The organism is Planococcus liqunii, assembly GCF_030413595.1.
Classification (GTDB): domain Bacteria; phylum Bacillota; class Bacilli; order Bacillales_A; family Planococcaceae; genus Planococcus; species Planococcus liqunii.
In genome coordinates this window covers 3,417,203-3,439,760 of record NZ_CP129238.1, presented here as the reverse complement: position 1 = coordinate 3,439,760, position 22,558 = coordinate 3,417,203, and the positions used below count along the sequence as shown (strand labels likewise).

At 47.0% G+C, this 22,558-nt stretch carries 28 protein-coding genes; 24 read left to right on the top strand and 4 right to left on the bottom strand.

The window, feature by feature from the left end; translation table 11 throughout:
* Positions 1 to 79 precede the first annotated feature (79 nt).
* Entirely contained in the window at positions 80 to 880 is an 801-nt protein-coding gene (locus tag QWY22_RS17015; RefSeq protein ID WP_300982007.1) for a carbon-nitrogen family hydrolase, read from the top strand.
* A 53-nt stretch (positions 881 to 933) separates the two neighbouring features.
* Here the strand turns inward: QWY22_RS17015 and QWY22_RS17010 are convergent, their stop codons facing one another.
* On the bottom strand, positions 934 to 1,497 hold the full coding sequence (locus tag QWY22_RS17010; protein ID WP_300982006.1) for a GNAT family N-acetyltransferase: 564 nt from the start codon (positions 1,495 to 1,497) through the stop codon (positions 934 to 936).
* A gap of 149 nt (positions 1,498 to 1,646) precedes the next feature.
* Here QWY22_RS17010 and QWY22_RS17005 point away from each other — a divergent pair, with 149 nt between their 5' ends.
* The 3 genes from QWY22_RS17005 (at position 1,647) to QWY22_RS16995 (ending at position 4,851) form a co-directional block, all read left to right on the top strand.
* The gene (locus QWY22_RS17005) at positions 1,647 to 2,585 is read left to right on the top strand and encodes a carbohydrate kinase family protein (RefSeq protein ID WP_300982005.1); all 939 of its coding nucleotides are present in this window, start codon (positions 1,647 to 1,649) and stop codon (positions 2,583 to 2,585) included.
* A 30-nt stretch (positions 2,586 to 2,615) separates the two neighbouring features.
* Positions 2,616 to 3,065 (top strand): OsmC family protein, encoded by a 450-nt coding sequence (locus QWY22_RS17000; RefSeq protein WP_300982004.1) that lies wholly within the window; start codon positions 2,616 to 2,618, stop codon positions 3,063 to 3,065.
* Between the two features lie 403 nt (positions 3,066 to 3,468).
* On the top strand, positions 3,469 to 4,851 hold the full coding sequence (locus QWY22_RS16995; protein WP_407072335.1) for a M20/M25/M40 family metallo-hydrolase: 1,383 nt from the start codon (positions 3,469 to 3,471) through the stop codon (positions 4,849 to 4,851).
* 38 nt (positions 4,852 to 4,889) lie between these two features.
* On the opposite strand, the gene QWY22_RS16990 is transcribed toward QWY22_RS16995, so the two are convergent.
* Entirely contained in the window at positions 4,890 to 5,576 is a 687-nt protein-coding gene (locus QWY22_RS16990; protein ID WP_407072334.1) for an oxidoreductase, read from the bottom strand.
* Between the two features lie 218 nt (positions 5,577 to 5,794).
* Between QWY22_RS16990 and QWY22_RS16985 the strand changes: the two genes are divergently transcribed.
* The 7 genes from QWY22_RS16985 (at position 5,795) to QWY22_RS16955 (ending at position 11,855) form a co-directional block, all read left to right on the top strand.
* On the top strand, positions 5,795 to 6,475 hold the full coding sequence (locus QWY22_RS16985) for a hypothetical protein (RefSeq protein WP_300982001.1): 681 nt from the start codon (positions 5,795 to 5,797) through the stop codon (positions 6,473 to 6,475).
* 91 nt (positions 6,476 to 6,566) lie between these two features.
* On the top strand, positions 6,567 to 8,675 hold the full coding sequence (locus QWY22_RS16980; RefSeq protein WP_300982000.1) for a type IA DNA topoisomerase: 2,109 nt from the start codon (positions 6,567 to 6,569) through the stop codon (positions 8,673 to 8,675).
* A gap of 79 nt (positions 8,676 to 8,754) precedes the next feature.
* A complete protein-coding gene (locus QWY22_RS16975) occupies positions 8,755 to 8,961 on the top strand; it encodes a heavy-metal-associated domain-containing protein (RefSeq protein WP_300981999.1) in 207 nt (68 codons plus the stop codon).
* Between the two features lie 270 nt (positions 8,962 to 9,231).
* On the top strand, positions 9,232 to 9,426 hold the full coding sequence (locus QWY22_RS16970; protein WP_300981998.1) for a hypothetical protein: 195 nt from the start codon (positions 9,232 to 9,234) through the stop codon (positions 9,424 to 9,426).
* A 236-nt stretch (positions 9,427 to 9,662) separates the two neighbouring features.
* Complete coding sequence (locus QWY22_RS16965; RefSeq protein ID WP_300981997.1) at positions 9,663 to 10,349, top strand: Na-translocating system protein MpsC family protein; 687 nt, start codon at positions 9,663 to 9,665, stop codon at positions 10,347 to 10,349.
* A gap of 222 nt (positions 10,350 to 10,571) precedes the next feature.
* Complete coding sequence (locus QWY22_RS16960) at positions 10,572 to 11,072, top strand: DUF2243 domain-containing protein (protein ID WP_300981996.1); 501 nt, start codon at positions 10,572 to 10,574, stop codon at positions 11,070 to 11,072.
* Complete coding sequence (locus QWY22_RS16955) at positions 11,073 to 11,855, top strand: cytochrome c oxidase assembly protein (protein ID WP_300981995.1); 783 nt, start codon at positions 11,073 to 11,075, stop codon at positions 11,853 to 11,855.
* Positions 11,856 to 11,894: 39 nt separating this feature from the next.
* Here QWY22_RS16955 and QWY22_RS16950 read toward each other — a convergent pair whose 3' ends face one another.
* The gene (locus QWY22_RS16950; RefSeq protein WP_300981994.1) at positions 11,895 to 12,476 is read right to left on the bottom strand and encodes a protein-L-isoaspartate(D-aspartate) O-methyltransferase; all 582 of its coding nucleotides are present in this window, start codon (positions 12,474 to 12,476) and stop codon (positions 11,895 to 11,897) included.
* Positions 12,477 to 12,627: 151 nt separating this feature from the next.
* Between QWY22_RS16950 and msrA the strand changes: the two genes are divergently transcribed.
* The 12 genes from msrA to QWY22_RS16890 all read left to right on the top strand — a co-directional run bounded on the left by msrA (position 12,628) and on the right by QWY22_RS16890 (position 20,713).
* Positions 12,628 to 13,305, top strand: coding sequence for a peptide-methionine (S)-S-oxide reductase MsrA (gene msrA / locus QWY22_RS16945; protein ID WP_300981993.1), 678 nt, complete (start codon positions 12,628 to 12,630; stop codon positions 13,303 to 13,305).
* 111 nt (positions 13,306 to 13,416) lie between these two features.
* A complete protein-coding gene (locus tag QWY22_RS16940) occupies positions 13,417 to 14,112 on the top strand; it encodes an MgtC/SapB family protein (RefSeq protein ID WP_300981992.1) in 696 nt (231 codons plus the stop codon).
* A gap of 133 nt (positions 14,113 to 14,245) precedes the next feature.
* On the top strand, positions 14,246 to 14,635 hold the full coding sequence (locus QWY22_RS16935; protein ID WP_300981991.1) for a GntR family transcriptional regulator: 390 nt from the start codon (positions 14,246 to 14,248) through the stop codon (positions 14,633 to 14,635).
* The gene (locus QWY22_RS16930) at positions 14,632 to 15,726 is read left to right on the top strand and encodes a DUF1648 domain-containing protein (protein ID WP_300981990.1); all 1,095 of its coding nucleotides are present in this window, start codon (positions 14,632 to 14,634) and stop codon (positions 15,724 to 15,726) included. The genes QWY22_RS16935 and QWY22_RS16930 overlap by 4 nt, the downstream gene beginning before the upstream one ends.
* Before the next feature lie 19 nt (positions 15,727 to 15,745).
* Entirely contained in the window at positions 15,746 to 15,940 is a 195-nt protein-coding gene (locus QWY22_RS16925; protein WP_300981989.1) for a PLD nuclease N-terminal domain-containing protein, read from the top strand.
* Entirely contained in the window at positions 15,937 to 16,818 is an 882-nt protein-coding gene (locus QWY22_RS16920) for an ABC transporter ATP-binding protein (protein WP_300981988.1), read from the top strand. Before QWY22_RS16925 ends, QWY22_RS16920 begins: the two co-directional genes overlap by 4 nt.
* The gene (locus QWY22_RS16915) at positions 16,815 to 17,600 is read left to right on the top strand and encodes an ABC transporter permease (protein ID WP_300981987.1); all 786 of its coding nucleotides are present in this window, start codon (positions 16,815 to 16,817) and stop codon (positions 17,598 to 17,600) included. Before QWY22_RS16920 ends, QWY22_RS16915 begins: the two co-directional genes overlap by 4 nt.
* 119 nt (positions 17,601 to 17,719) lie before the next feature.
* Complete coding sequence (locus tag QWY22_RS16910) at positions 17,720 to 18,124, top strand: VOC family protein (protein ID WP_300981986.1); 405 nt, start codon at positions 17,720 to 17,722, stop codon at positions 18,122 to 18,124.
* Positions 18,117 to 18,821 (top strand): CBS domain-containing protein, encoded by a 705-nt coding sequence (locus tag QWY22_RS16905; protein ID WP_300981985.1) that lies wholly within the window; start codon positions 18,117 to 18,119, stop codon positions 18,819 to 18,821. The genes QWY22_RS16910 and QWY22_RS16905 overlap by 8 nt, the downstream gene beginning before the upstream one ends.
* A 12-nt stretch (positions 18,822 to 18,833) precedes the next feature.
* Complete coding sequence (locus QWY22_RS16900; RefSeq protein ID WP_300981984.1) at positions 18,834 to 19,658, top strand: metallophosphoesterase; 825 nt, start codon at positions 18,834 to 18,836, stop codon at positions 19,656 to 19,658.
* 10 nt (positions 19,659 to 19,668) lie between these two features.
* On the top strand, positions 19,669 to 20,145 hold the full coding sequence (locus QWY22_RS16895; protein WP_300981983.1) for an NUDIX hydrolase: 477 nt from the start codon (positions 19,669 to 19,671) through the stop codon (positions 20,143 to 20,145).
* Between the two features lie 70 nt (positions 20,146 to 20,215).
* Complete coding sequence (locus QWY22_RS16890) at positions 20,216 to 20,713, top strand: GNAT family N-acetyltransferase (protein WP_300981982.1); 498 nt, start codon at positions 20,216 to 20,218, stop codon at positions 20,711 to 20,713.
* A 63-nt stretch (positions 20,714 to 20,776) separates the two neighbouring features.
* On the opposite strand, the gene QWY22_RS16885 is transcribed toward QWY22_RS16890, so the two are convergent.
* Entirely contained in the window at positions 20,777 to 21,100 is a 324-nt protein-coding gene (locus tag QWY22_RS16885) for a CHY zinc finger protein (protein WP_300981981.1), read from the bottom strand.
* An 826-nt stretch (positions 21,101 to 21,926) separates the two neighbouring features.
* On the opposite strand from QWY22_RS16885, the gene ribE reads away from it, so the two are divergent.
* On the top strand, positions 21,927 to 22,556 hold the full coding sequence (gene ribE, locus QWY22_RS16880; RefSeq protein WP_224074733.1) for a riboflavin synthase: 630 nt from the start codon (positions 21,927 to 21,929) through the stop codon (positions 22,554 to 22,556).
* The last annotated feature ends 2 nt before the right edge of the window (positions 22,557 to 22,558 follow it).

Below are 22,558 nucleotides of genomic sequence, written 5' to 3'. Positions count from 1 at the left end.
CCCTCATTTTCTAAATAATTGCACATCTACTCCAAATCTTATAGAGTTTAGGTAAACTTGTCTACAGGAGGGGAAAGATATGAAGATTGCTTGTGTTCAAATGGATATTGCATTCGGGGAGCCGGAAACGAATTTCCGCGAGGTTGCAGCGTATATGGAAGAAGCTGTACGGAACGGCGCCGAGACCATTGTTTTGCCGGAAATGTGGAACACCGGCTATGCATTGACCGAACTGAAGACTTTGGCGGATAGTTCCCGCCGCACAATTGGATTTTTGCAGGATTTCGCAAAAACCCATCAGGTGAACATTGTCGGTGGTTCTGTATCCATCATAAAAGAAGATGGTTTTTACAATACGATGTATGTGGTGAACAAAGACGGAGAACTTGTCTCCGAGTATGACAAAGCCCACCGCTTCGGCTTGATGGATGAACATATCCATCTCGAGGAAGGATCCGGGCTTGGTACGTTCAAATTGGAAGGCGTGGTTTGCGGCGGAGTAATTTGCTACGATATCCGTTTTCCTGAATGGATCCGGGCTCAGGCATTAAACGGTGCAAAGGTCATTTTTGTTCCAGCGGAATGGCCGGCAGCCCGCATCGACCATTGGAAAGTCCTGCTCCAGGCCCGGGCGATTGAAAACCAGTGCTTTATTGTAGCCGTTAATCGGGTAGGCAGTGATCCGAAAAATGCATTCGGCGGCAGTTCGATGGTCATCGCTCCTTGGGGAGAGGTCCGGTTGGATATGGCCATGCAAGAAGGCATCGGCTACGCGGACATAGATTTGAGCGAAGTGGAAGAAGTGCGCAAGCGCATCCCTGTGTTCACGGACCGCCGCGAAGCGTTATACAGCAGTTTTCAAAAACCCGCAGAACAATAAAAAGTGCCGCCCCTGGGTCAAATCAGGAGCGGCATTTTTTTACTGAAAAACCGTCAGTCTACTTTTTTAACCATATGATGGAACGGTTCGCCAATAATGTTCCAAGGTTCGGCAATCTTGAAGCCAAGCCGTTCGTACAGACGAATAGCATTTGTTTTGCCAACATCGACGTTAAGGGAGAGTTTGCCTCCTCCTGCTTGATGGACCAATTGGTCGGCGTAAGACAAGAGCTTGGTGCCGATTTTTTGTCCCTGGCAAGCAGGATTTACCGAAACCGTATCAATATACCATTCGTCAAGATGAGCTTCCGGCTCAATGGTGCGTTCGTGGCCTTCAGCTTTCAACAGGTCAATCAGATGTTGGTCCAATTCGCGGGCCGCACTTCCGTGGTAAAGCACGAGAGCGCCTGCAACGGTTCCGCCCAGTTCAGCCACCCAAGTAAACCGATGGCTGTGCCGGGTGTTTTTGCCGCGGATCATCGCTTCGATTTTTTGTTTGATAGCGTCTGGTTCCGTCTCGGCCGTCATATGGGCTGCAATGTCGCCGATTGCATTAATGATCAGCGGCGCTACCGCTTCTGCATCATTTGGTGTAGCTTGCCGTATCGTGAAGTCCATCGTTTCCACTCCTTTTACTTGCTTAATTATAACAATGCCTGAAATAATAGAGAAAGCAAATAGCAGCACGATTTTACCAAAGTTAAAAATTCATCATCCGCTGCTAAAAACCTTACGCTGGCGAGCGTTAAAACCAGGAGGCAATTTCTATGGGTAACGCGAAGCACATCCTGACTTACGGAGATGCTTTTGTCGATTATATTGCAGTAAACACAGAGAATAATCAGTTCAACAGGCATTTGGGAGGCGCGACCGTCAATGTGGCAGCAGGCGCGAGCCGGCTGGGCCTGCCGTCGAAGTTCATCACCATTACAGGAGATGATGACACTTCGGCATTTGTCCGGCAAGAACTTGAAAACGAAGGCGTTGATTTAAGCTATTCCATTATTGTCCCGAAAAAACGGGTGAGCGGCGTTTATGTCCACTTTACTCCGGACTATGACCGGATTTTTGCCAAATATGAAAATGAGACGCCGGACCTTCAAGTGACCACGCAGGATTTGGTGGAGGATGCGTTCAATGACGCCAGTGTTTTTCATATGTGCACAGGCACGATGTTCCATCCCGAAGCATTGAAGACTACGCTCGAAGCAGTCCGTCTGGCAAAAAGGGGAGGAGCTCTTTGTTCTTTTGACGTCAATATCCGGCCGCTCCGATGGGACAGCGAAGAGCAATGCCGGACTACTGTTTTTCAGTTTCTGGCAGATGTCGATATCTTGAAACTAACCACCGACGAACTGGCTTTTTTGATGGAAACCGATTCGGTTGAAAAAGGCATCGGCCGTTTGTCGGAGTTCAATATCCCGCTCGTATTTTTAACGGACGGAAAAAACGGAACACATGCTTTGTTTGAAGGAGAGAATTTTCATGTGCCGGTCGTTCCGGTCCAGCCGGTGGATACTACCGGTGCGGGAGATGCATTTGTTGCCGGAACGCTTCGCTACATTCATCTGAACGGTTTGCCTAAAACCCGGGCCGAAGTAGTGGACTGTGCTTTATTTGCCAATAAATTGGGGGCGCTCTGCACTACCAAGCACGGCGCTCTTACGGCGATGCCAAAGCTCGAAGATTTGGAACGATTGTCTTGAAGAGTATAGAGAGCAAAGGAGAGAAAGTGAATGGCTAAACACAGTTTTCATTTAACGGCAGACTGGCCGGGGCTCCGCAACGACGTGGGAGAAATAGAAGCCGGCAACTTAAAAACCAAAATTTCGATTCCCCCGGAAATGGACGGGCCTGGCATCGGGACAAATCCGGACGAAATGCTGCTGGGGGCTGCCGCAACCTGCTACATCATTACACTTGCCGCTATGCTGGAACGCAGCAAGATTGAAAAAGCAGCACTGACGATGGAATCTGAAGGCATTGTCGATGTAACGAACGGTGTCATCACGTATCAAAAAATCATCCATCGGCCAAAACTGGTGCTCCACAAAGAAGCCACGGAAAAAGATTTTTCCCTGGCCCGCAAGCTGGCTGAAAAAGCGGAATCCTCCTGCATGATCAGCCGGGCGATCAAAGGCAATGTGGAAATTGAATTGCAGGCAGATATTTCTGCTGCGAAATAATAGAAAGAAGTTCAACATCCGTTTCTGAAAGCAGAAACGGATGTTTTTTATCTGGCATTATTTTTTAACAAATAGTGCTAAAGGTTTAATAGATTGAATATTTAGAAACTTAAGTACTATTTTTGAAGTTTTTGAAGGATTTTACAAAGATGAAAATGAATAACCCTTAGGGACGCGAAACGTTATAGGAGGTGTAGGCTGCTAGGTTCTTTGTCGCTGGCAAGAATCGAAGTGGACAATCCATGGCAAAGAATGCAGGAAGGAGCAGAAGAATCGGAAAAGGTGGCTGATATTTTACGATTAAAGCGTTCAAGATCAAATTAGCCGACAAATAAAATTTCTAAAGGAGTGTCAGAAACTGATGAAGAAATTATTGGACCGCAATGAAAGCACACCCGTTAAAATGAAAAAATCCATACTTGCTTATGCGCTTGCCGGAGCTTTGGTATTCAGCGCTTCGCCATTTGCGCTTCCTGTGGCGGAAGCAGGAACGGCCACGGCTGCCAATAACGCAGCGCAAGACCAGAAAATCGTAAAACGCGTAGAAGCGGAACGGGCGATTGAGCATGTGCGCTACTTATCGGAAGAAATCGGTTCACGGCCAGGCGGGCTTGAAGGGGAAAAAGAAGCGGCGGATTATGTGGCCAGAAACTTGAAAAGCTACGGCTATGACGTGGAGTATCAATATTTCCCGGTAGCGGACCAGTATATTGCGGATGTGGCATTTGAAGACGGGACGTCTTGGGAAATGGGGGCGGCGCCGAACGGAAAAGTAAGTAAGGAAGCAGTATCCAGTGAAGCGATTTATGTGGCAGGCGGCTTAAAGGCAGCGGATTTCCCTGCAGACACCAAAGGGAAAATCGTGCTGTTGACGAGAGAAGCTACGACAGCCGCTTACCGCACACAAGTCGATAATGCTATTCAGGCAGGCGCTGCGGGCGTTATCCTGCAAAGTGTAGTGGGAAGCCGCGGCAACTACGGTTCGACCTTCAACCCAAGCTTGACCAAATCTTACGATGTACCGGTATACGGAGCAGCGTATGTACAGGGCGAATGGCTGAAAGAACGGATTGAAAAAGGTGCGGCTGCGCTTGATTTGACAGCTGTCCGCTACACCGATCTTCAGTCGGTCAATGTCATCGGCACGAAAAAAGCAAAAACCAAGACAGCGGATACAAAAGAAGTGCTTTTGACTGCACATATGGATAGTGTCGTCGGCGCTCCCGGAGCGAATGACAATGCGTCAGGCGTCGGGCTGATGCTGGAATTGGCACGCGTTTATAAAGGCTACAATACCGATAAAGATTTGAAATTCATCGCGTTCGGTTCGGAAGAAAGAGGCTTGCTTGGAGCCAGATATTATGTGGACCAATTATCGCAACCGGAAAGAGATGAAATAGAAGCTGTATTCAATCCGGATATGGTGGCTACGAAGTACGAGCCGGCAAAAAACCTGTATGCCATGACGGTTGACGGCAGCAAAAACATTGTAACAGATTCTACAGTAGCGGCGGGCGCACGCCTTGGAAATTCGGATATCCTGCCAGGGCAGTTCGGCTCAAGCGACCACGTGCCATTCCATAATGCCGGCATTCCAGCAGCGTTGTTCATCTGGATGGGAATCGACAGCTGGGATCCGCTCGTTTACCATATCGAGAAAGTTTACCACACACCGGAAGATACAATTGAAGACAATATTTCCGGCGAACGCATGCAGTCTGCACTTGAAATTATCGGTGCCGGTTTGTTTGATGTAATCCGGAAAGACGTATCGGGAAAAAAATAAGTTCCACTGAAAGCGAAAAATGACACCGGACCCCGGTGTCATTTTTTTTGTTCTGCAGTTTTGGAGCGGCTCAATTCAAAAATCCGGTTGGAAGGGTAAGTGAAATGGCCGCTATAATTTGTCTGGCCCATTTGATACATGGCAACAGCAACACGCCTGGCACTGACGGGTTTGTATTTTTTCAGCTTGCCGAATAGCAGCGGCCTTAACAAAGGAGACAGTATAGCGGCAAATTTTTCGCCAAACCGGAACTCTTGGCGGTCACCTAAAAGCAGTGAAGGCTGGAAAATGTGGAGTGCCCGCAGGTGCATATTCTTCAGCTCGCTTTCCACTTCGCCTTTTGTCCGGCTGTAGAATACTTTGGATTTCGGGTCTGCCCCAAGCGCCGAAATGATCAGGAAATTTTCGGCGTTTCGCTTCTTGGCCAGCTGCGCCATTTTCACCGGGTATTCATAATCCACTTTCCGGAATGCTTCTTGCGAGCCTGCTTTTTTGATTGTCGTGCCCAGGCAGCAATACACGTCGTTCACATGAAAGTATTCTTCATAATTTTCAAGGCGGTTAAAGTCCACCAAGACCTGCTCAAGCTTCGGATGCTGGATTTCCAGACGTTTTCGGACCAAGACTTTTACTTCTTCGTAATTCGGGCTTTCAAGCAGTACATGCAATAATTCGTTGCCGACCAGTCCGCTGGCTCCGGCAAGCAAAGCCGTTTTGCTATTCATCGTCATCGTATGCCCTCATCCTTTTCTATAGAAAATCGGTGTAGTTGTCACTGGCATCCCATTGGACGCACAGGCAATGTTTTCACGTAAGGACTTTATTGGCAAAGCAAGAAAAAACTTTTTTTTATTATACTACTTAGAATCTCTTTCTGCTGAAGATTTTAAAATTTAGAGGAAAGGGGAATATTACTTATAACGCTGAGAACGGGGGAACAACTATGACGGAAATTCTGTTTGTCTTATTGTATTCTGTCATTATGTGGCTCGTTATTGAAATTGCCGTGGTCCTTTTTGCAGCAACCGGCCTCCAGAAACCGATCGCCCGGTATCAGGTGATTTCCATGCTGACCGCTACCGGATTCACAACAGATGAGTCTTCGCTGATCATCGACCACCCGATTCGAAGAAGAATCAGTGCAGCCGTCATTTTGTTTGGGTATTTTTCACTTGCTGTCATGATTTCATCCATTGCCTCTGTATTGTCGAACGATTTGCGGACAAATCTTTTGGCCGTTGTAATTGTTGTGTTTTTCGCAATTTGGCTGTTTCTGAAAAACAAAGTCATTTCGGTATATTTAACCAATAAATTCGAACATGAAATGGATGAAGAATATGATTTGGAAGACTGGCCGCTTAAAACAGCCTTATCGTTAAAGGAAAACGATATGGTGGCGGAAGTCGAAATCAGAGAAGACTCCAAGTATACCAACCAGGCTTGTGAAAAAATGATTTTGAGAAGTGATGATATTCATTTGCTGTTCATTAAAAGAGGGAACATCATCCTCCGAAAATCATTGCTCGAGGAAAAACTGCAGCTTAGCGATCGGATTTTGATTTTTGGAGACAAAGAAGCGATCAAAAAGAAGTTTGCTGGAATGCTGGTCGATGAACGAGCGTAAAAGAACGAGCGTTTGTTCGCAATTAAATCATTATGTTTTTCACCTTGAACGAGTACAATGGAAGAAAGGGAAGAACGAAAGGACGAAACGTATGAAACCAGTAATCGTGGCTGAAAAGCCGAGTCAGGCAAAAGCCTATGCTGAAGCGTTCAAAACGACCAAGCGTGAAGGTTATATGGAAGTGGCTCCGGATCCGATTTTTCCGGAAGGTGCATATATTACCTGGGGCATCGGCCATCTTGTGGAATTAAAAGAGCCGAAAGCCTATGACCCGAAATGGGGAAAATGGAAACTGGACGCTTTGCCGATTTTGCCGGAGCAGTACCAATTCCAAGTGGCGCGCGGGAAAGCGCAGCAATTCGGCATTATCAAAAAGCTCATTCAAGGGACCGATACCGTCATCAATGCCTGCGACGTGGACCGGGAAGGTTCGAATATATTTTACAGCATCTATTATCAGACCGGAGCCAAAGGGAAACGGATTCAGCGCCTGTGGATCAATTCGCTTGAAGTGGATGAAGTGCGCAAAGGTTTTCAGGAGCTGCGCGACAACCGCCAGGATTTGCTGCTGTATCAGGAAGCCCGAGCACGCCAAATCAGCGACTGGCTGGTCGGCATGAACGGTTCCCGGCTGTATTCTCTGCTGCTGCAGGAAAAAGGCATCCGGGAAGTATTCGCCATCGGGCGGGTACAGACGCCGACGGTTTTTCTGATTTATCAGCGGGAAAAAGAAATCGAAGCCTTTGTGCCGGAGCCGTTTTATGAAATCGAAGGCGTTTTCCAGGCGGAAAAAGGCAAATATAAAGGAAAAGCGAAAATCAAGGCCAAAGAGCGCAAGGAAGCGGAAGAATTACTGGCGAAACACGACATCACCAAAAAAGCAGACGGCGTCGTAGCTCAGCTGAAAACGACTGAAAAGCGGGTGCCGCCGCCCATGCTCCATTCCTTGTCCACATTGCAGGCAGCAGCCAACCGGAAATGGAAATACAGTCCGGCAAAAGTGCTGTCCGTCATGCAGGGCTTGTATGAGAAAAAACTGGTCAGCTATCCGAGAACGGATGCCCAGCACATTACACCGGGTGAATTCAGCTATTTGGCTGGCCAGGTAGAGAAGTACCAGAAATTGATCGGCACCGAATTTCCCATCGCTTCAAAAGCACCGAAGAAACGCTTTGTCGACAGCGCGAAAGTCCAGGAACACTATGCCATCATCCCGACAAAATCGATTCCGACAGCCCGGAAACTTGAAGGGCTCGCCCGGGATGAACGCAATTTATACGAAGAAGTGCTGCGCACGACGCTTGCCATGTTCCACCGGGATTACCGCTATGCTGAAACCAAAGTGACGACGGATGTGAAGGGGCTGGCATTTTTTACAACGGGCAAGACCGATCTGGAGCAGGGCTGGAAAGAATTGTTTCCGACTGCCAAAGAAACGAAGCAGGAACCTTCACTTCCTGAATTGCGGGAACAGGAGCCGGTGAAAGCGGATGTAGCCATTAAAGAAGGAATGACGACTCCTCCAAAGCCTTATACGGAAGGCCAGCTGATTGCGATGATGAAAACATGCGGAAAGTTTGTCGAAGATGTGGAAGACACGGAAATCCTGAAGGAAATCGAAGGCCTGGGGACGGAAGCGACACGAAGCGGCATTATCGAAACCATTAAACGGCATGAGTACATTACGGTAAACAAAAACATCGTTTCGATCACCGATAAAGGGCGGATTCTGTGCCAGTCCATTGAAGGGAATTTATTGTCCAGCCCTTCGATGACGGCGAAATGGGAAACCTATTTGAAGAAAATAGGGAAAGGGGAAGGGTCTCCGGAAGTATTTCTTTCAACCATCGGCAAATTCATCCATAAACTATTGGAGGAAGTGCCGGCGCAAATGCAAAAAAATGGTTTGCCTGACCAAATGCCGACGCTTGATGCCAAAGATGAAATTGCTGTTTGTCCGAGATGCAAAAAAGGCAAAATCGTTTCACGCAAAGGATTCTACAGCTGCACCGAATTTGACAACGGCTGCAAACAGTCGTTTCCGGCTACTTTCCTAAAAAAACGGTTGACTGCCAAACAAATCGAGTATTTGTGCACGAGAGGGAAAACGCCGGTTATTAAAGGGTTTGTTTCTAAAAATGGCAAGAAGTTCAGTGCCAAACTGGTTCTTGAAGAAGGAAAACTGAAGATGGAATTTTAACATCCGCAAAGAAAGTTCTTTTATCTGCCCGGTTAACGGGTATAGACAAAAGAAACCGAATTTGAAAGGATGAGTAAGCATGGCAGTTATGACAATTCATGTAAAAGAGGCCACTTCAGCAACTTCCATCCAGGAGATTGAAGGCCTGTTGTTAAAAATGGATGAAATTGAACGGGCGCTTGTTGATGTGGAAGAAGGCGGCATCAAGATTACCTATGATGAAAACCAAGTGGACGAAGATCAAATTATTAAAAGAATCCAGTTGCAAGGCTTTCATATCGAATAGCAAATAGGAAGGGAATTCCTTTACGGTGCTGAAGAAGTAATGTAAAATGAGTATACTTGGAAAACAATAGCGTTTCCGATTTGTGACGTAAATTTGCTTATAGTGGAATATTTGGCATTTCAAACAGTTAAAACAACTTAAAAATCATTGCCTACTTTCATATTTTGGCGTCATGTTTCAGACAATAGAGCTGCAAACAAAGCCGAAAAGAATCCTCGCGATTCTTTTCGGCTTTTTTTCGTTTTTTTGCTAGAAGAGGAGCTGGTTTTCATGCAATACTTCATCGATCATAAGCGTAAACGGATCCATCAGAGACAATATGCAGGAGATCGATGCGGCTTTATGAAGACGCCGGTCGAAAAAAGAGAATTCACCGATTCGCTTGCTTATATCGGACGTCTTGAAGAAGAAAGTGAGTACTTGAAATGCCCGCATTGCCGTACCGTACAGATAGCGATTGACTAACGAGTGCAAGGCAGCAAATACGAATGGTTCAAAAAGAGAAAGAGGAGTTTTTCTCAAGGGATGCAAAGAAGAGGAAAGCTAAAGTGAATGAAGAAGAACAGTTGAAAAAATAGGACTTTGCACAGGAAAACCTGCGCAGCAGGTGGTTTTTTGTGCTGGCAATGGATTCTATTCGCCCCACTCCCATCCCCCAATAAAAAAGAGTATTTCTTCCCGGAACGAAGGAGCAGATAGTCATGGCAAGAGAAAAAATGATAGAAAAAGAGGTCGGCAGCTATATATCCACTTTGCTGCGGGAGTACTTCGGAAAAGGGCCTTCGTCGGTTTACGTAACCGTCGCTGACCCTTACATAGTGATTCACCTTCGCGGATTTTTAGCGCCGACGGAAAAAATCCTCTTAAAACAAAACGAAACAAGGCGCATCCTGGAAACCCGCGACATACTGATGAACGATTTACGAGCCGAAATCACCTTGGAACTATTTAAAATTGGAAATTTTCAGGTGACTGAAATCTATGCGGATTGGAACCTTGAAGAGCAGACTGGATTGATTATGGGGATTTTTGAACGGCCAGCGGGAATTGCGCTGAAGGACTGCCTGAAAGAAGTCAAAAATCAAAAATTCTTAAAAGCAGTGGAAGAAGTGTTTGAAAAAGTACAGAAAGTCCCGGATTCCTTTGAAATCTATTCATTAAACGACCGGACGGTTCTTATTGAAAGGTCAGGGATATTCATCCATATTGAAATAGAACTGATCCGGGCCGGTTTTTTTGAAGAATTGAAGCTGGTTAAACGGCCGCTGGAGCGGAAAATGCTGGAACAGCTGGAGCTGGGGCAAAACATTCGTGAAGTGTTTCTCGATTGGAATTTTGATGAAGACAAAGGGTATATTATATTGATTCTGCAGCCGGAAAAGTCATAGAAAAATTAGGCCGGAAATTCTTTGCTTACCATCAAAGAGTTTTCGGCCTCTTTTATTTGAACCTCTTATCTCTTACCTTACGTTTTAAGGATTAGTGCTCAATGTTAAGGAGTCAAAAGGGTTTTGACTTTAGGGAATAGGGGTATCTTGAGTCAACACAACAAGCCTTAACGAGGATTTTTTTGTCATGGAATTACGGATGCATAAAGGAGGCCGCTGCCTATGTTTACGAATACTGAAAATGCAAGAGCTTATGCCAATGGGAAGAACCGGAGAGTGTTGTCGGGACGTAATTTATGGTCAGGCGTGCTATTTGGTGTAGGGACAGCGGCTTTTGTGGATGAAGCGGTGTTTCATCAATTATTGCACTGGCACCATTTCTACGATTTGTCGACAAGTGATGTCGGTTTGGTATCGGACGGCTTGTTTCATGCATTCAGCTGGTTCGCCACCATTGCCTCGCTTTTCCTTTTCGCTGACTTGAGAAGAAGAAACGCCTTCTGGCCACAGCGATGGATCGGCGGCATGCTTATTGGCGCCGGAGCGTTTCAGCTTTACGATGGGACGATCCAGCACAAATTGCTGAAACTGCATCAAATCCGCTATAACGTTGACATTTTGCCGTATGACCTGGCATGGAATGCCATTGCGGTCCTATTGCTGCTTGTGGGCGCTGTATTGCTTTGGAAAACCCGGCAGCCGGCAGAAAAAAAGGGCAGTTAAATGGAGAGGGGAATACAACCGGAAATATCTGCTGCAGCTTTCGGAGTTGCTCTTCTATTGTTGACAGTTATTGTCGTTTATCTTCATGCAGCCATCCAATCCCGGAACAAGTTTAAAAGATGGCCGGCGTACAGGTCTGTCTTTTGGATTTCGGGAGTTTTCTTTATCGCTGTAAGCTTGATAGGGCCATTGGCTAATCAGGCCCACCACAACTTTATTGCGCACATGTCAACCCATCTGCTGATTGGCATGCTGTCGCCGCTGCTTTTAGTGCTGGCGTCGCCAATGACGCTTCTGTTTAGGTCGCTTTCCGTTGCTTCTGCAAGGAAAGTGACGCGATTCCTGAAAAGCAGACCTGTGTATTTATTGAGCCATCCCTTTACAGCTGCCACCTTAAATATCGGCGGCTTATTCCTGTTGTACAGGACGGACTTGTTCTTTTTGATGCATGAACACATTCTGTTGTATGGCCTCGTCCATTTTCATTTGTTGGCAGCCGGCTATTTATTTACCGCTTCCATTATTTATATCGATCCCGTTGCACATAAAGCCAGTTTTCAGCTGCGTGCGATCGTCTTGGTAGCGGCCCTTGCTGCACACGGGATTTTGTCGAAATTGATTTACGCGAGTCCGCCGCAAACAGTGCCTAAAAGCGAGGCGGAAACGGGCGGGATGCTGATGTATTACGGCGGGGATGCCATCGATGCTGTGCTGATCACCATCTTTTGCTATCAATGGTTTGTCTTTGCCCGTCCGCGCTTAACAGTGCAGAAGAACGGATAAAAAAGCTGTGCATCTCTGCCCACAGAGACGCACAGCTCTTTATTCGTATTTTCCTTTCAGCGGAACAAACCTCACGTAATTTAAAACAGTGGAAGTCACCTTGCCATTTACATCTTTTTCGAGCAAGGTCAGCTCCTGCATGGCGGGCGTTCCAACAGGAATCAGCAATTTCCCGTTTACATCCAATTGATCCAGCAGTTCAGCCGGTACCGTTGAAGCCGCAGCAGTCACCATGATGCGGTCATACGGGGCAAACTCCTGCCATCCCATACTGCCGTCATCGAGCTGGAAGCGGATATTCTGGAATCCGGCTTCTCCCAAGCGTTCTTTGGCCCGGTCGTGAAGCTCCTTGATGCGTTCAACTGTATAAACTTCTTTCGAAAACTCAGCCAGCAGCGCGGTTTGAAAACCGGAGCCTGTGCCGATTTCCAGTACTTTTGAATCCGGCTGAAGATCCAGGGCAAGCGTCATCTCGAGGACAAGAGAAGGCTGGGAAATGGTTTGGTCAAAACCGATGGGAAGGGCTTCATCCAGACCCGCTAATTCTTTATGCGAATCCATGAAAAAGCGTCGGTCCAATTCCCGGAAGTAAGCAACGATTTCTCTTTTGCGGCTTTTCATAGCCAGCACCCACTTTCGCTCATGACTGTATTCTTGCCTCCATTTTAATAAAAGCTGTGCGGTTTGCCCACTATTTCAACCGGCCAAAGCGTTCAAGCTTTTCATGTTTTCTTTAGTGTGTTTTACTGATAGTGAATTGGAGGGAACTGAGATGGAGCAGCAACGTACCATTGTGGAGTTGGAAAAAGGAATGAAGAATTGGCAGCAGAATATGGAAACGGCGACTTTTGGAATGGGCTGTTTCTGGGGTCCGGAAGCACGTTTTGGAAGCTTGCCGGGTATTCTTCGGACAAGGGTCGGCTTTTCGGGAGGCACCACGCCCAATCCTACTTACCGCAAAATGGGTGACCATACCGAGACGGTCCAGATTGATTTTAATCCCGTCCTTATCAGTTACGAAGAAGTGCTCAAACAGTTCTGGAAAAACCATTACCCGAACCGGGATGAATACAAAGGGAGGCAGTATATTTCCTTGCTGCGCTACCACAATAAGGCGCAAGCGGAAACGATCAACCGGGTGAAAAAAGAAATGGAAGCGGAACTTGGAGAAGAAATTGAGACAGAAATCGATGCTTATACCGAATTTACACTTGCAGAAGAACGCCATCAAAAATATTACTTGAAGCGCTATCCGAAAGCATTGGCCCAGCTGGAAGCCGTTTATCCAGAGCCGGAACTGCTCCTCGATTCGACATATGCCGCCCGCTTGAACGGTTTTGTCAAAGGCTTTGGCACAAGAGAAGGACTGAGGCAGGAAATCCTCGGCTGGCCGATTGAAGATGCCAGCCGAAATATACTGGCGGGAACGTTTATGGCGCTTAAATGGTAGAACCTCATATGTCGTGAGGTTCTTTTTTTATAACATCTATTTTTGAGAATGATAAAAATATATTTGGGTAAACTTTAGTATAAGAGAGGGAAGAGGTCAGGAGGAAAAGTGATGGATTTTCTGCCGGGCGATTATTTAAGCATTATCATCCGGCTGCTGGCAGCGGCTTTCCTGAGCGGATTGATTGGAATTGAACGGGAAGCTCAGCAGCAGCCGGCAGGGCTCCGGACACACTTGCTCGTTGGGACTGGATCGTGTTTGATGATGATTCTGTCGGTCACTGGTTTTGATGCGTTTTTAGAACGGGACAGCGATGCCATCCGGTTTGATCCCGCCCGCATTCCATCCTATGTCATAAGCGGCATTGGCTTTTTGGGGGCAGGCACCATCATTGTGCATCGCGGTTCGGTCAAAGGGTTGACGACCGCAGCTTCTGTCTGGGTAGCATCAGGCTTGGGCCTTGTCGTCGGGATCGGCATGTATTTTGTCGCCATATTAACGACCGTAATTGTGTTAATCGCCCTGTCGATTCTAGGGAAATTGGAAGCGAAGTTTCTTCCATCGCATAGCCAAAAAGAAATTTCACTTGTTGCAGAAGACCGGAAAGAAAGCTTTGCATCCATCGAGCAGCTTTTTGAAGAAAGCGATGTGGAGATTCTCGATTTTCACATTGAACATCTCGAATCCCATACGGATAAAAGAGTTTCGGCTTATATTTTTGTGGTAAAAGAAGGCAATATAAAAAATGAAATCGAGCTGGTGAAAAAGCTTCAGCAGCACGAGTCCATCTACAAAGTAACCATATAGCCAATCCCATAAGAAGAATCCAGGCATGCAGCTGCCTGGATTTTTTTATTGCAGGGAGTTGACAGAAAAATCGATCTGTTATACCTTGTATATAACAACTGTTCTACAGTGAATAGAACAAGGAGTGAGAAATATGTTTATTGAAATTGAACCGCACTCTGCTGTCCCTATCTATTTGCAGCTGGCGAATCAAATCATGGAAGGCGTGGCGAGCGGTGGGCTTCCGCCGGGTTCACCGCTTCCTTCAGGCCGATCTTTTGCTGCAGACCTTGGTATGAACATGCACACTGTCAACAAAGCTTATCATTATTTGGAAGAGAAAAAGATGATTGAAATCATTCCGAAAAAAGGAGTGTTCATTCATCCCGAAGGCATTCGCAGAGCGACAGAAGAAGAAAAGAACCGCATTGAACAGGAATTGCGGCCAATACTGGCAGAAGCCTTATGCCTGCAGCTGGAAAAAGAGGAATTGCAACAAATGATTGAACAAACCATCCGCAAAATTCAGGGGGGATCCAAATGACTGTATTGCTAATGGCGGTTATCATGCTGCTCGTAATCGGGGCTCAGGCTTTCGTTCCTTTTTTCGTAAGGAAAACAGAAGTGTTTGGAATTTACGTGCCATTGGAATATTCACAGCAAGAGCTTCTCCAGAATTTGAAGAAGAACTACACGATTCAGGTTCTGATTGTGGGAGGCGCCATTGTCGGACTTTATGCCATTGGGTTCGGCGCCACAGAAACTTCTGAAGAAACAGCAGCTTTATGGGGTGTTGGGCTTCAGCTTGCTTTGATTGTATTCAGTATGGTGCTGTATCTCAGGAATCATGTGAAAGTGAAAAAGGAAAAACAAAAACAGGGATGGACCAAAGGAAAAAAAGAAAAAGTCGTCGTTGACTTGCAGTTCCGCAACGACTTGGAAATGGTTTCGAATGCAGCCTTCCTTCTTCCGATGATCATCACATTTGGATTAATCTTGTACACGCTGAGCCATTACGGCAGCTTGCCTGCGCAAATTCCGGTTCACTGGGGCCCGGATGGTCCGGACCGGTATACGGAGAAAACGGTTTTTACGAGCATTTCGCTAATGCTGGTGCTGCTTGTCATGCAAATCCTGTTTTTTGCTTTGAATTGGGCGCGGAAAACGAGCGGGGCAAAAATCAGGGCCAGCCAGAAGCTGCAATCGCGCGAACGGGAACTCGCTTCCCGTAAGTACGGCAGCTGGCTTCTTCTCATCTCGGCGATTGCATCAACGCTGTTGATGGGGAGCCTTCAATTGTCCATCATCCATGCCGGACTTGGCACTGCACTGGGGTATATGGCGCTAATTGTAGGTTTCTTAATAGTGGTGCTGGGCGGGACAGCCTTTTATGCATTTAAGGTGGTGAAAAGCTCTTCTTTTGCAGAAGAAGAGCAGGCAGATCCTGGCGTAATTGATGCAGATTCTGACGAACACTGGAAAGCCGGAATTTTTTATGTCAATAAAGAAGATCCATCGGTAATGGCGGAAAAACGGTTCGGCATCGGTTGGACCATTAATTTTGGCAATCCGAAAAGCTGGCTGTACCTTCTGCTTCCGGTTGCGGTTCTGCTGCTGATTGCTTTTTTGCTGTAAACAAAAAGGAGGAAAGAAAATGGATCAAACCACCTTAGTGCTGTTGCTGCTGCCGATTATTGCCATTCAGCTTGGCTTAATGATTTTCACGTTGATGGACTTGGCAAAGAACTCGAATCCGAATGGGCCTAAATGGCTGTGGGGTATACTGATTGTCTTTGTCAATATTCTGGGACCGATTCTGTACTTGGTGATTGGGAGGCGGAATTATTGAACATTCTGGAAGTGGACAAGCTGACGAAACGTTATGGTTCGGAAATCGCGGTAAACAATCTTTCCTTTTCATTGGAAGAGCGGACTTCAACGGCATTGATCGGGCCGAACGGCGCAGGGAAAACAACGACCTTGTCGATGCTTGCCGGATTATTGAAGCAGACAAGCGGCAGTGTCAACTGGCAAAACCATTCCGGCGTCGGCTTTTTGCCGCAGCACCCACAGCTTTTTCCGTGGCTGACGGCTCTCGAATTTTTAGAGATGGCGGCCAGGCTCAGCGGGATTGCTGCCAGAGAAGCCAGAAGCCGTTCGGTTGAAACACTTGAGTTTGTGGGGCTTGGAGCTGCCATAAACAAGAAAACCGGCACGTTTTCAGGGGGGATGAAGCAGCGGCTCGGATTGGCCCAGGCAATCGTCCACCGCCCGAAACTGCTGTTGCTGGATGAACCGGTATCTGCTCTGGATCCGACGGGGCGCCGGGAAATTATGAATTTGCTGAAATCCTTGCAGCATGAGACGACCATTTTGTATTCCACCCATATTTTGAACGATGCGGAAGAAATGACCGACCAAGTACTATTCCTTCGCCGCGGCCAGCTGGTGGAGCAGGGGTCGCTTGAAGAAGTGAGAGAACGCTATGCTGAACCAACTATCCGCATTCGTTTTCAGGATGTCCGTTCTGCTGCCCATTTTGCGGAACACCATAACTGGAAAGCCCGTGTGGAAGGGGCAGCGGTTCTGTTGCCAGTTGGTGAGACAGGCCCCCGAATGGAAGAAGTAATGCTTGCGCTTTCCAAAGACGCATCCGGCGTCTCCGGTATCGAACGGCAACAAGCTACACTTGAAGAAATCTTCCTGAAGGTGGCGGGTGCAGAATGACTCAAATCAATGTGTTGCTGAAAAAGGAATGGCGGGAGAATTTCCGGAATTACAAGATTTTTTGGATTCCTATCGTATTTATTCTGTTTGGAATCATTGAACCTGTGACCAATTACTTTTTGCCGCAGATTTTGGATTCTGTCGGAAATTTGCCGGAAGGGGCTGTTATTGAGATCCCGCCTCCTGCACCGGAAGAAATCCTGGTTGCAGTGATGGGCCAATACCAGTTGATCGGCATGCTGGTTTTGGTGCTGGCGTATATGGGTTCAGTGGCAGGAGAGCGGAAAAACGGCACCGCCACCTTGCTGTATGTCCGCCCGCTGTCCTATCGGGCTTACTTTTTAAGCAAGTGGATGCTGGCAAGCACAGTCGGAATTCTCAGCGTCTGGTCCGGCTTACTGGCGGCCTACTATTATACATTCTTATTATTTGAAAGAGTCGACTTCACGAAATTCCTGAAATTCGGGGCAACGTACAGCCTCTGGATTTTGCTGATCGTAAGCCTTGTGCTGTTGATGAGCGCTGCGCTGCCAAACGCAGGGCTGGCGGCTGCTGGGTCGCTATTGGCTATCTTTATCTTTCAGCTGATCGACGGGTTGTTTGGAACGTACTGGACTGTTTCTCCGATGAAAATCCCGGTATATGCTGCCCAGTGGCTATTGGATGGGCCGAAGCCGGAAGATTTCTGGTGGACCATCGGCATCGGCGTTATATTGCTTATTGCCATGATACTGGCCGGAATCTGGTCGTCAAAGGCCAATGCTTCCAAAACAAAAGTATAGATGCCTCTTTGCCGCAGCTGCTGAAGCTGCGGTTTTTCAGTGTGTCCGATTCCGGCAGCTTCTGAGCCGTGAATTTTTCAGTTCCGTTCTGTTAAACTGAAAAAAAGGAGTTGATGCATATGCTGCACCATATAGAAATCAACGTCTCCAATTTAAACAGATCGAGGGAATTTTACAGTGTTTTGCTTCCTGAGCTCGGATATGCAGAATACCAGAAGTGGCCACTCGGTTTCAGTTATAGAAGCGGTTCTGCGTACCTGGTTTTTGTCCAGACGGAGGAGCCGTTCCGTGACATTCCTTATCACCGTAAAATGACAGGATTAAACCATTTGGCATTCCATGCCGAATCGCCCGCAGAAGTGGACCGCCTGACTTTAAAGATGAAACAAAAAGGCGTTCCTGTTTTATATGAAGACCGCCATCCTTTTGCGGGAGGACCGGATTATTATGCCGTTTTTATGGAAGACCCAGACCGGCTGAAAATTGAAATTACCGCTGATAAAGGAGTGGAGGTTCTTGGCTAAGGAAAACTCTGCCCGCTTTATTGTGGCATTCAATAAAATTGAAAAAAAGCTGAAAGAAATCATTGGAGGGGCAAGCTATATCACTTTTTTCAAAGCGGTTGATTTAGCAAAAAAAGAAAATGCCACGGTGAGAAAATACGAAGAAGACCTGCGGGAATTCGCCGATCTTCGGAATGCCATTGTCCATCACCGGACTTCCACTGAGTATGTAATTGCGGAACCGCACCTTGAAGTTGTAGAATTGATAGAACGCATTGAGCATTTGCTGTCGCAGCCGGTAACGGCAGGTGCCATGTTTGCAAGGGCAGTGCATACGTTCCAAGCGGAAGACAGCCTGGCGAAAGTATTGCGCGTTGTAAGGGGACGGAACTTCCTGCAATTCCCCATTTACTTGAACGGGGAATTTATCGGCCTGATTACTTCGGCCGGCATAGCCCGCTGGCTTGTCCAAACGGTGGATGAACGAATCATTTCCCGGGAAATAACCACGATGGGCGATATCTTGAAATACGAACGTGCTGGTGAAAACCATCGTTTTATCGCCTCGAATACATCTGTTTACGAAGCGGAAGAAATATTCAAGCGTTCAGTGATGGAAGGCAGCCGGCTGGAAGCGCTGCTCATTACGCGGAATGGCAAAAAAGAAGAGAAGTTGACAGGTATTATCACGCCTATTGATTTGATCAAGATCGAATAGAGGTAACAATAGATGAAAAAGTTAGTTGTATTTTTAGTCCTCGTATTTTTTGTTTGGGGCTTTGTATGGATGAATAATAAATGGATTGTGACAACGGAATATTCGGTGGCCTCAAAAGAATTGCCCGCAGCATTTGACGGAAAGAAAATCGTCCAAATTTCTGATCTGCACAATGCAGAGTTTGGAAAGAAACAGTCTTCATTGATTGAAAAAGTGGAAGCGGAAAAACCGGATGCCATTTTTGTGACAGGGGACTTGATTGACAGCGACCGTTACGATTTGGAAGTAAGTTTGGATTTGGTGGATGCCTTGGTGGAAATGACAGAAGTTTATTTTGTCATCGGCAACCACGAAGTATCCGTAAACAAACTTGAAGAAATAACGGCCGCACTTAAAGAAAGAGGCGTTATCGTTTTGATGAACGATTCCTTACAATGGGAACTGGACGGGGAATCCCTTCAAATAGCGGGAATCAATGATCCGTTGATGGATGTGAATCTGACCGAAGAAGAATTTACGCTTGGAGCGCTGGATGAAGCGGATTTGAAAGATGAATTTACGCTGCTGTTGGCTCACCGGCCAGAGATGTTCAATACATACGTAGATGAAGGCGTCGACGTTGTGTTTTCCGGCCATGCCCATGGAGGGCAAATCCGCATGCCTGGGCTTGGCGGATTGATTGCTCCTGGACAGGGCTGGTTTCCGGCCATGACCGAAGGGGTGTTTGAAAAAGGCGGAACCCAGCTTGTGCTCAGCAGGGGGCTCGGAAACAGCGGGTTCCCGTTGAGGATTTTTAATCGGCCGGAGATTGTGTCGGTTACATTGGAGAAAGAATAAGGGGTGCAAGATGGATACGACATTCAAAATGGAGAACCAGGTGTTCAATTACCGGGTGGCAGCAGTATGGATTGAAAACGGCCATGTTTTGCTGCACAAGCAGACGCACGAATCCCATTGGGCGTTGCCGGGAGGCCGGGCGCAAATGCTGGAAGACTCGAAAACGTGTCTGGTGCGTGAGATCAAAGAGGAACTGGATGCAGAAGCTGTAACCGAGCGTCTGCTGTGGGTAACGGAAAACTTTTTCACGTACAGTGAAAAAGCTTACCACGAACTGGGTTTTTACTATGCGGTGAAAAGCAAGGGCGGCGAGCAGCATTACCGCTCCGAACCATTTTTTGGTCCGGAAGGCGATCGCCTGACTTATCAATGGGTAGCGCTTGAGGAAGTTGGGAAAGTGAATCTCTACCCGGAATTTTTGCGGGAAGCCTTGAACAATCTGCCATCCGGGACCGAACACTTGATCATGGCGGACAACAAGAATTAAAAGAAGGCTCAGGTTTGTTGCTGCCGCCCAGGAATCGGCGCGGCGGCCATTTTGCAAGGAGGCGTTTGAAGTGATTAAAAAGAAAGAAGTCACGCTTCACCCTTATACCTCGAAAGTGACTGTCGAATACAATCTGCCGTCAGACCAATTGGAATTTACCGGCTTGCCGCAGGACATCATTGAACGCGATGCCCGAAACCCGGATAAGCACCTGATTGTCATCAAAGCACGCGATGAAGTGGCCGGCTTTTTTGAACTGGACGAATCAGATGACCGAAAATTGTATTCCAATAACCCGAACGCACTGTTGCTTCGAGGTTATTCCGTAAACCCGAAATTCCAGGGGCGCGGCATTGCCACAGGCTCGATTTATGCATTGCCGGGCTTTATCCAAAAAGAATTTCCGAAGTTCAATGAAGTCGTGCTTGGTGTGAATGCGCGAAACCTGCCGGCTCAGCGAGTCTATCAGAAAGCCGGATTTGAAGATACCGGACGGCGCCTGATGCGCTCCAAAGGCGAACAGATTGTTATGTGTTTAAGAGTGGATGCGCAAAAAGAGAACAGTTGATGTTCTCTTTTTTTTTGGAGTAAATGATCAGTTGCAGAAGTGCATTCGGCTCGTGCTGCAAAATCATTCGAAATACAGATGCTTATGCAAACTGCATCCCGGATTAAAACGTGCCTGGCAGGCCGGACATGATGACGCGCAGTCCAAGTATTCTTGAATGGCCAGTTCGTGGCCGCATGCACCGCAGAGAACAGCTTTATCATCGAATTTTTCTTTTGGCCATACTTTGGGTTGGCTGCATCCGGCTGCTTGGTGGCACTCAAAGCAAGGATAATAAATGCCGCAGCAGAAAAATTTGATGGCGATGCGGTCAATTTCGGAATGGTAATGGGCGCAGCGTGTTTCCTCGTCCACATCGACTCCTTTTACTGGCAAAGAATGTGACATGTATTAACCCCCTATGACATTTTGATAGAAATTTACTGATTATTCGTCTATTTATGTTACTATTAAACGGACGAATAATCGAATCAATTCTTCGGGGCAAGGTGAAATTCCTTACCGGCGGTGAGCAGGAAACTGTAAGTCCGTGACCCGATCTGTGATTAGGAGCAGCTGAGTGAACGAGGACCTGCATATTTCAGTGTCCAGTTCCGGCAATCAGACCCTCGGTGTCATAAGCCAATCCATCTTTGCGGCAGAAAGTGCCGCGCAGATGGTTCGCCTTAGGCCTGTTGTGTATTGCACGATTGCCTGCACATTTCAGTGTTCAGTTCCGGCGCATAGCCCTTCGAGGTCGCTTCGGTCTTGCTGGCCACGGCAAAAAACGCCGTGACCAGCAAGCCCTACAGCGCTTGTCGGGGCTGACTATGCGCCTGCACATCTCATAGACGGTGGAGCTGGTGTAAATCCGGCACCGACAGTTAAAGTCTGGATGGGAGAAGAATTGAAGCTTTTTTTGTTATGCACTTTTTTAAAAAATTGGTGAAGTCTATGCTGTTGCGGAAAAAGATCCTCCTTTTAAAGCCGGCTTTTGGAACAGATCCAATAAAAATGTGCATTGGTTTATATTTACTTAATATTCCTCAGACTTACCCTTTCCTTACCACCCGTTTGCCCCTTGGTGGAAAGAACTCATATTTTGCATTGCCTTTTCGGCAAATTTGCCGAAGAATGCGTAATCTCTGATTAAACGCATTCGAAGCTCGACACAACTGAATAAAGTTTTAGGACGAAGAAAGTCTTAAAACATGGCAAAGGAGTGTGATTGCAAGTGTTTACTGGAATAGTGGAAGAAGTGGGCCGTGTGGCTTCTCTCCGCGCTAAGCCACAGGCCATGGAACTGACAATTGCCTGTTCACTCGTTTTGGAAGACGTGAAGCGGGGAGACAGCATTTCAATCAATGGCGTCTGCCTGACGGTTTCGACTTTTACACACAATACATTTACAGTCGATGTCATTCCTGAAACGGTCAAAACTTCCACCATGTCGGAACTGAAAAGCGGTTCCCGTGTGAATCTGGAACGGGCGATGCCTGCCAACGGGCGTTTTGGCGGCCATTTTGTCAGCGGACATATCGACGGCACCGGTGTCATCCGTTCGGTTAAAAAAGAGTCGAATGCCCTCACTAAAGTAATTGAAGTGGAGCCGGAACTCATGAAGTACATGATGCTTAAGGGATCTGTCGCAGTGGACGGAACATCGCTTACGATTTTCGATCTTGGAAATAAGACCATAACCATTTCATTGATTCCCACCACACAGGAAGATTCTCTATTAGGAGAAAAAGGGATTGGTGCACGCGTGAATATCGAATGTGATTTACTAGCAAAATACACAGAACGGATTCAATCAGCGCAGCCGAAAATGACTCGGAGCTGGCTGGCTGAAAACGGATTTTGATG

Coding starts and splice junctions, on each gene's coding strand:
- QWY22_RS17015 (WP_300982007.1), top strand. CDS start 80: ATGAAGATTGCTTGTGTTCAAATGGATATTGCATTCGGGGAGCCGGAA.
- QWY22_RS17010 (WP_300982006.1), bottom strand. CDS start 1,497: ATGGACTTCACGATACGGCAAGCTACACCAAATGATGCAGAAGCGGTA.
- QWY22_RS17005 (WP_300982005.1), top strand. CDS start 1,647: ATGGGTAACGCGAAGCACATCCTGACTTACGGAGATGCTTTTGTCGAT.
- QWY22_RS17000 (WP_300982004.1), top strand. CDS start 2,616: ATGGCTAAACACAGTTTTCATTTAACGGCAGACTGGCCGGGGCTCCGC.
- QWY22_RS16995 (WP_407072335.1), top strand. CDS start 3,469: ATGAAAAAATCCATACTTGCTTATGCGCTTGCCGGAGCTTTGGTATTC.
- QWY22_RS16990 (WP_407072334.1), bottom strand. CDS start 5,576: ATGAATAGCAAAACGGCTTTGCTTGCCGGAGCCAGCGGACTGGTCGGC.
- QWY22_RS16985 (WP_300982001.1), top strand. CDS start 5,795: ATGACGGAAATTCTGTTTGTCTTATTGTATTCTGTCATTATGTGGCTC.
- QWY22_RS16980 (WP_300982000.1), top strand. CDS start 6,567: ATGAAACCAGTAATCGTGGCTGAAAAGCCGAGTCAGGCAAAAGCCTAT.
- QWY22_RS16975 (WP_300981999.1), top strand. CDS start 8,755: ATGGCAGTTATGACAATTCATGTAAAAGAGGCCACTTCAGCAACTTCC.
- QWY22_RS16970 (WP_300981998.1), top strand. CDS start 9,232: ATGCAATACTTCATCGATCATAAGCGTAAACGGATCCATCAGAGACAA.
- QWY22_RS16965 (WP_300981997.1), top strand. CDS start 9,663: ATGGCAAGAGAAAAAATGATAGAAAAAGAGGTCGGCAGCTATATATCC.
- QWY22_RS16960 (WP_300981996.1), top strand. CDS start 10,572: ATGTTTACGAATACTGAAAATGCAAGAGCTTATGCCAATGGGAAGAAC.
- QWY22_RS16955 (WP_300981995.1), top strand. CDS start 11,073: ATGGAGAGGGGAATACAACCGGAAATATCTGCTGCAGCTTTCGGAGTT.
- QWY22_RS16950 (WP_300981994.1), bottom strand. CDS start 12,476: ATGAAAAGCCGCAAAAGAGAAATCGTTGCTTACTTCCGGGAATTGGAC.
- msrA (WP_300981993.1), top strand. CDS start 12,628: ATGGAGCAGCAACGTACCATTGTGGAGTTGGAAAAAGGAATGAAGAAT.
- QWY22_RS16940 (WP_300981992.1), top strand. CDS start 13,417: ATGGATTTTCTGCCGGGCGATTATTTAAGCATTATCATCCGGCTGCTG.
- QWY22_RS16935 (WP_300981991.1), top strand. CDS start 14,246: ATGTTTATTGAAATTGAACCGCACTCTGCTGTCCCTATCTATTTGCAG.
- QWY22_RS16930 (WP_300981990.1), top strand. CDS start 14,632: ATGACTGTATTGCTAATGGCGGTTATCATGCTGCTCGTAATCGGGGCT.
- QWY22_RS16925 (WP_300981989.1), top strand. CDS start 15,746: ATGGATCAAACCACCTTAGTGCTGTTGCTGCTGCCGATTATTGCCATT.
- QWY22_RS16915 (WP_300981987.1), top strand. CDS start 16,815: ATGACTCAAATCAATGTGTTGCTGAAAAAGGAATGGCGGGAGAATTTC.
- QWY22_RS16910 (WP_300981986.1), top strand. CDS start 17,720: ATGCTGCACCATATAGAAATCAACGTCTCCAATTTAAACAGATCGAGG.
- QWY22_RS16900 (WP_300981984.1), top strand. CDS start 18,834: ATGAAAAAGTTAGTTGTATTTTTAGTCCTCGTATTTTTTGTTTGGGGC.
- QWY22_RS16895 (WP_300981983.1), top strand. CDS start 19,669: ATGGATACGACATTCAAAATGGAGAACCAGGTGTTCAATTACCGGGTG.
- QWY22_RS16885 (WP_300981981.1), bottom strand. CDS start 21,100: ATGTCACATTCTTTGCCAGTAAAAGGAGTCGATGTGGACGAGGAAACA.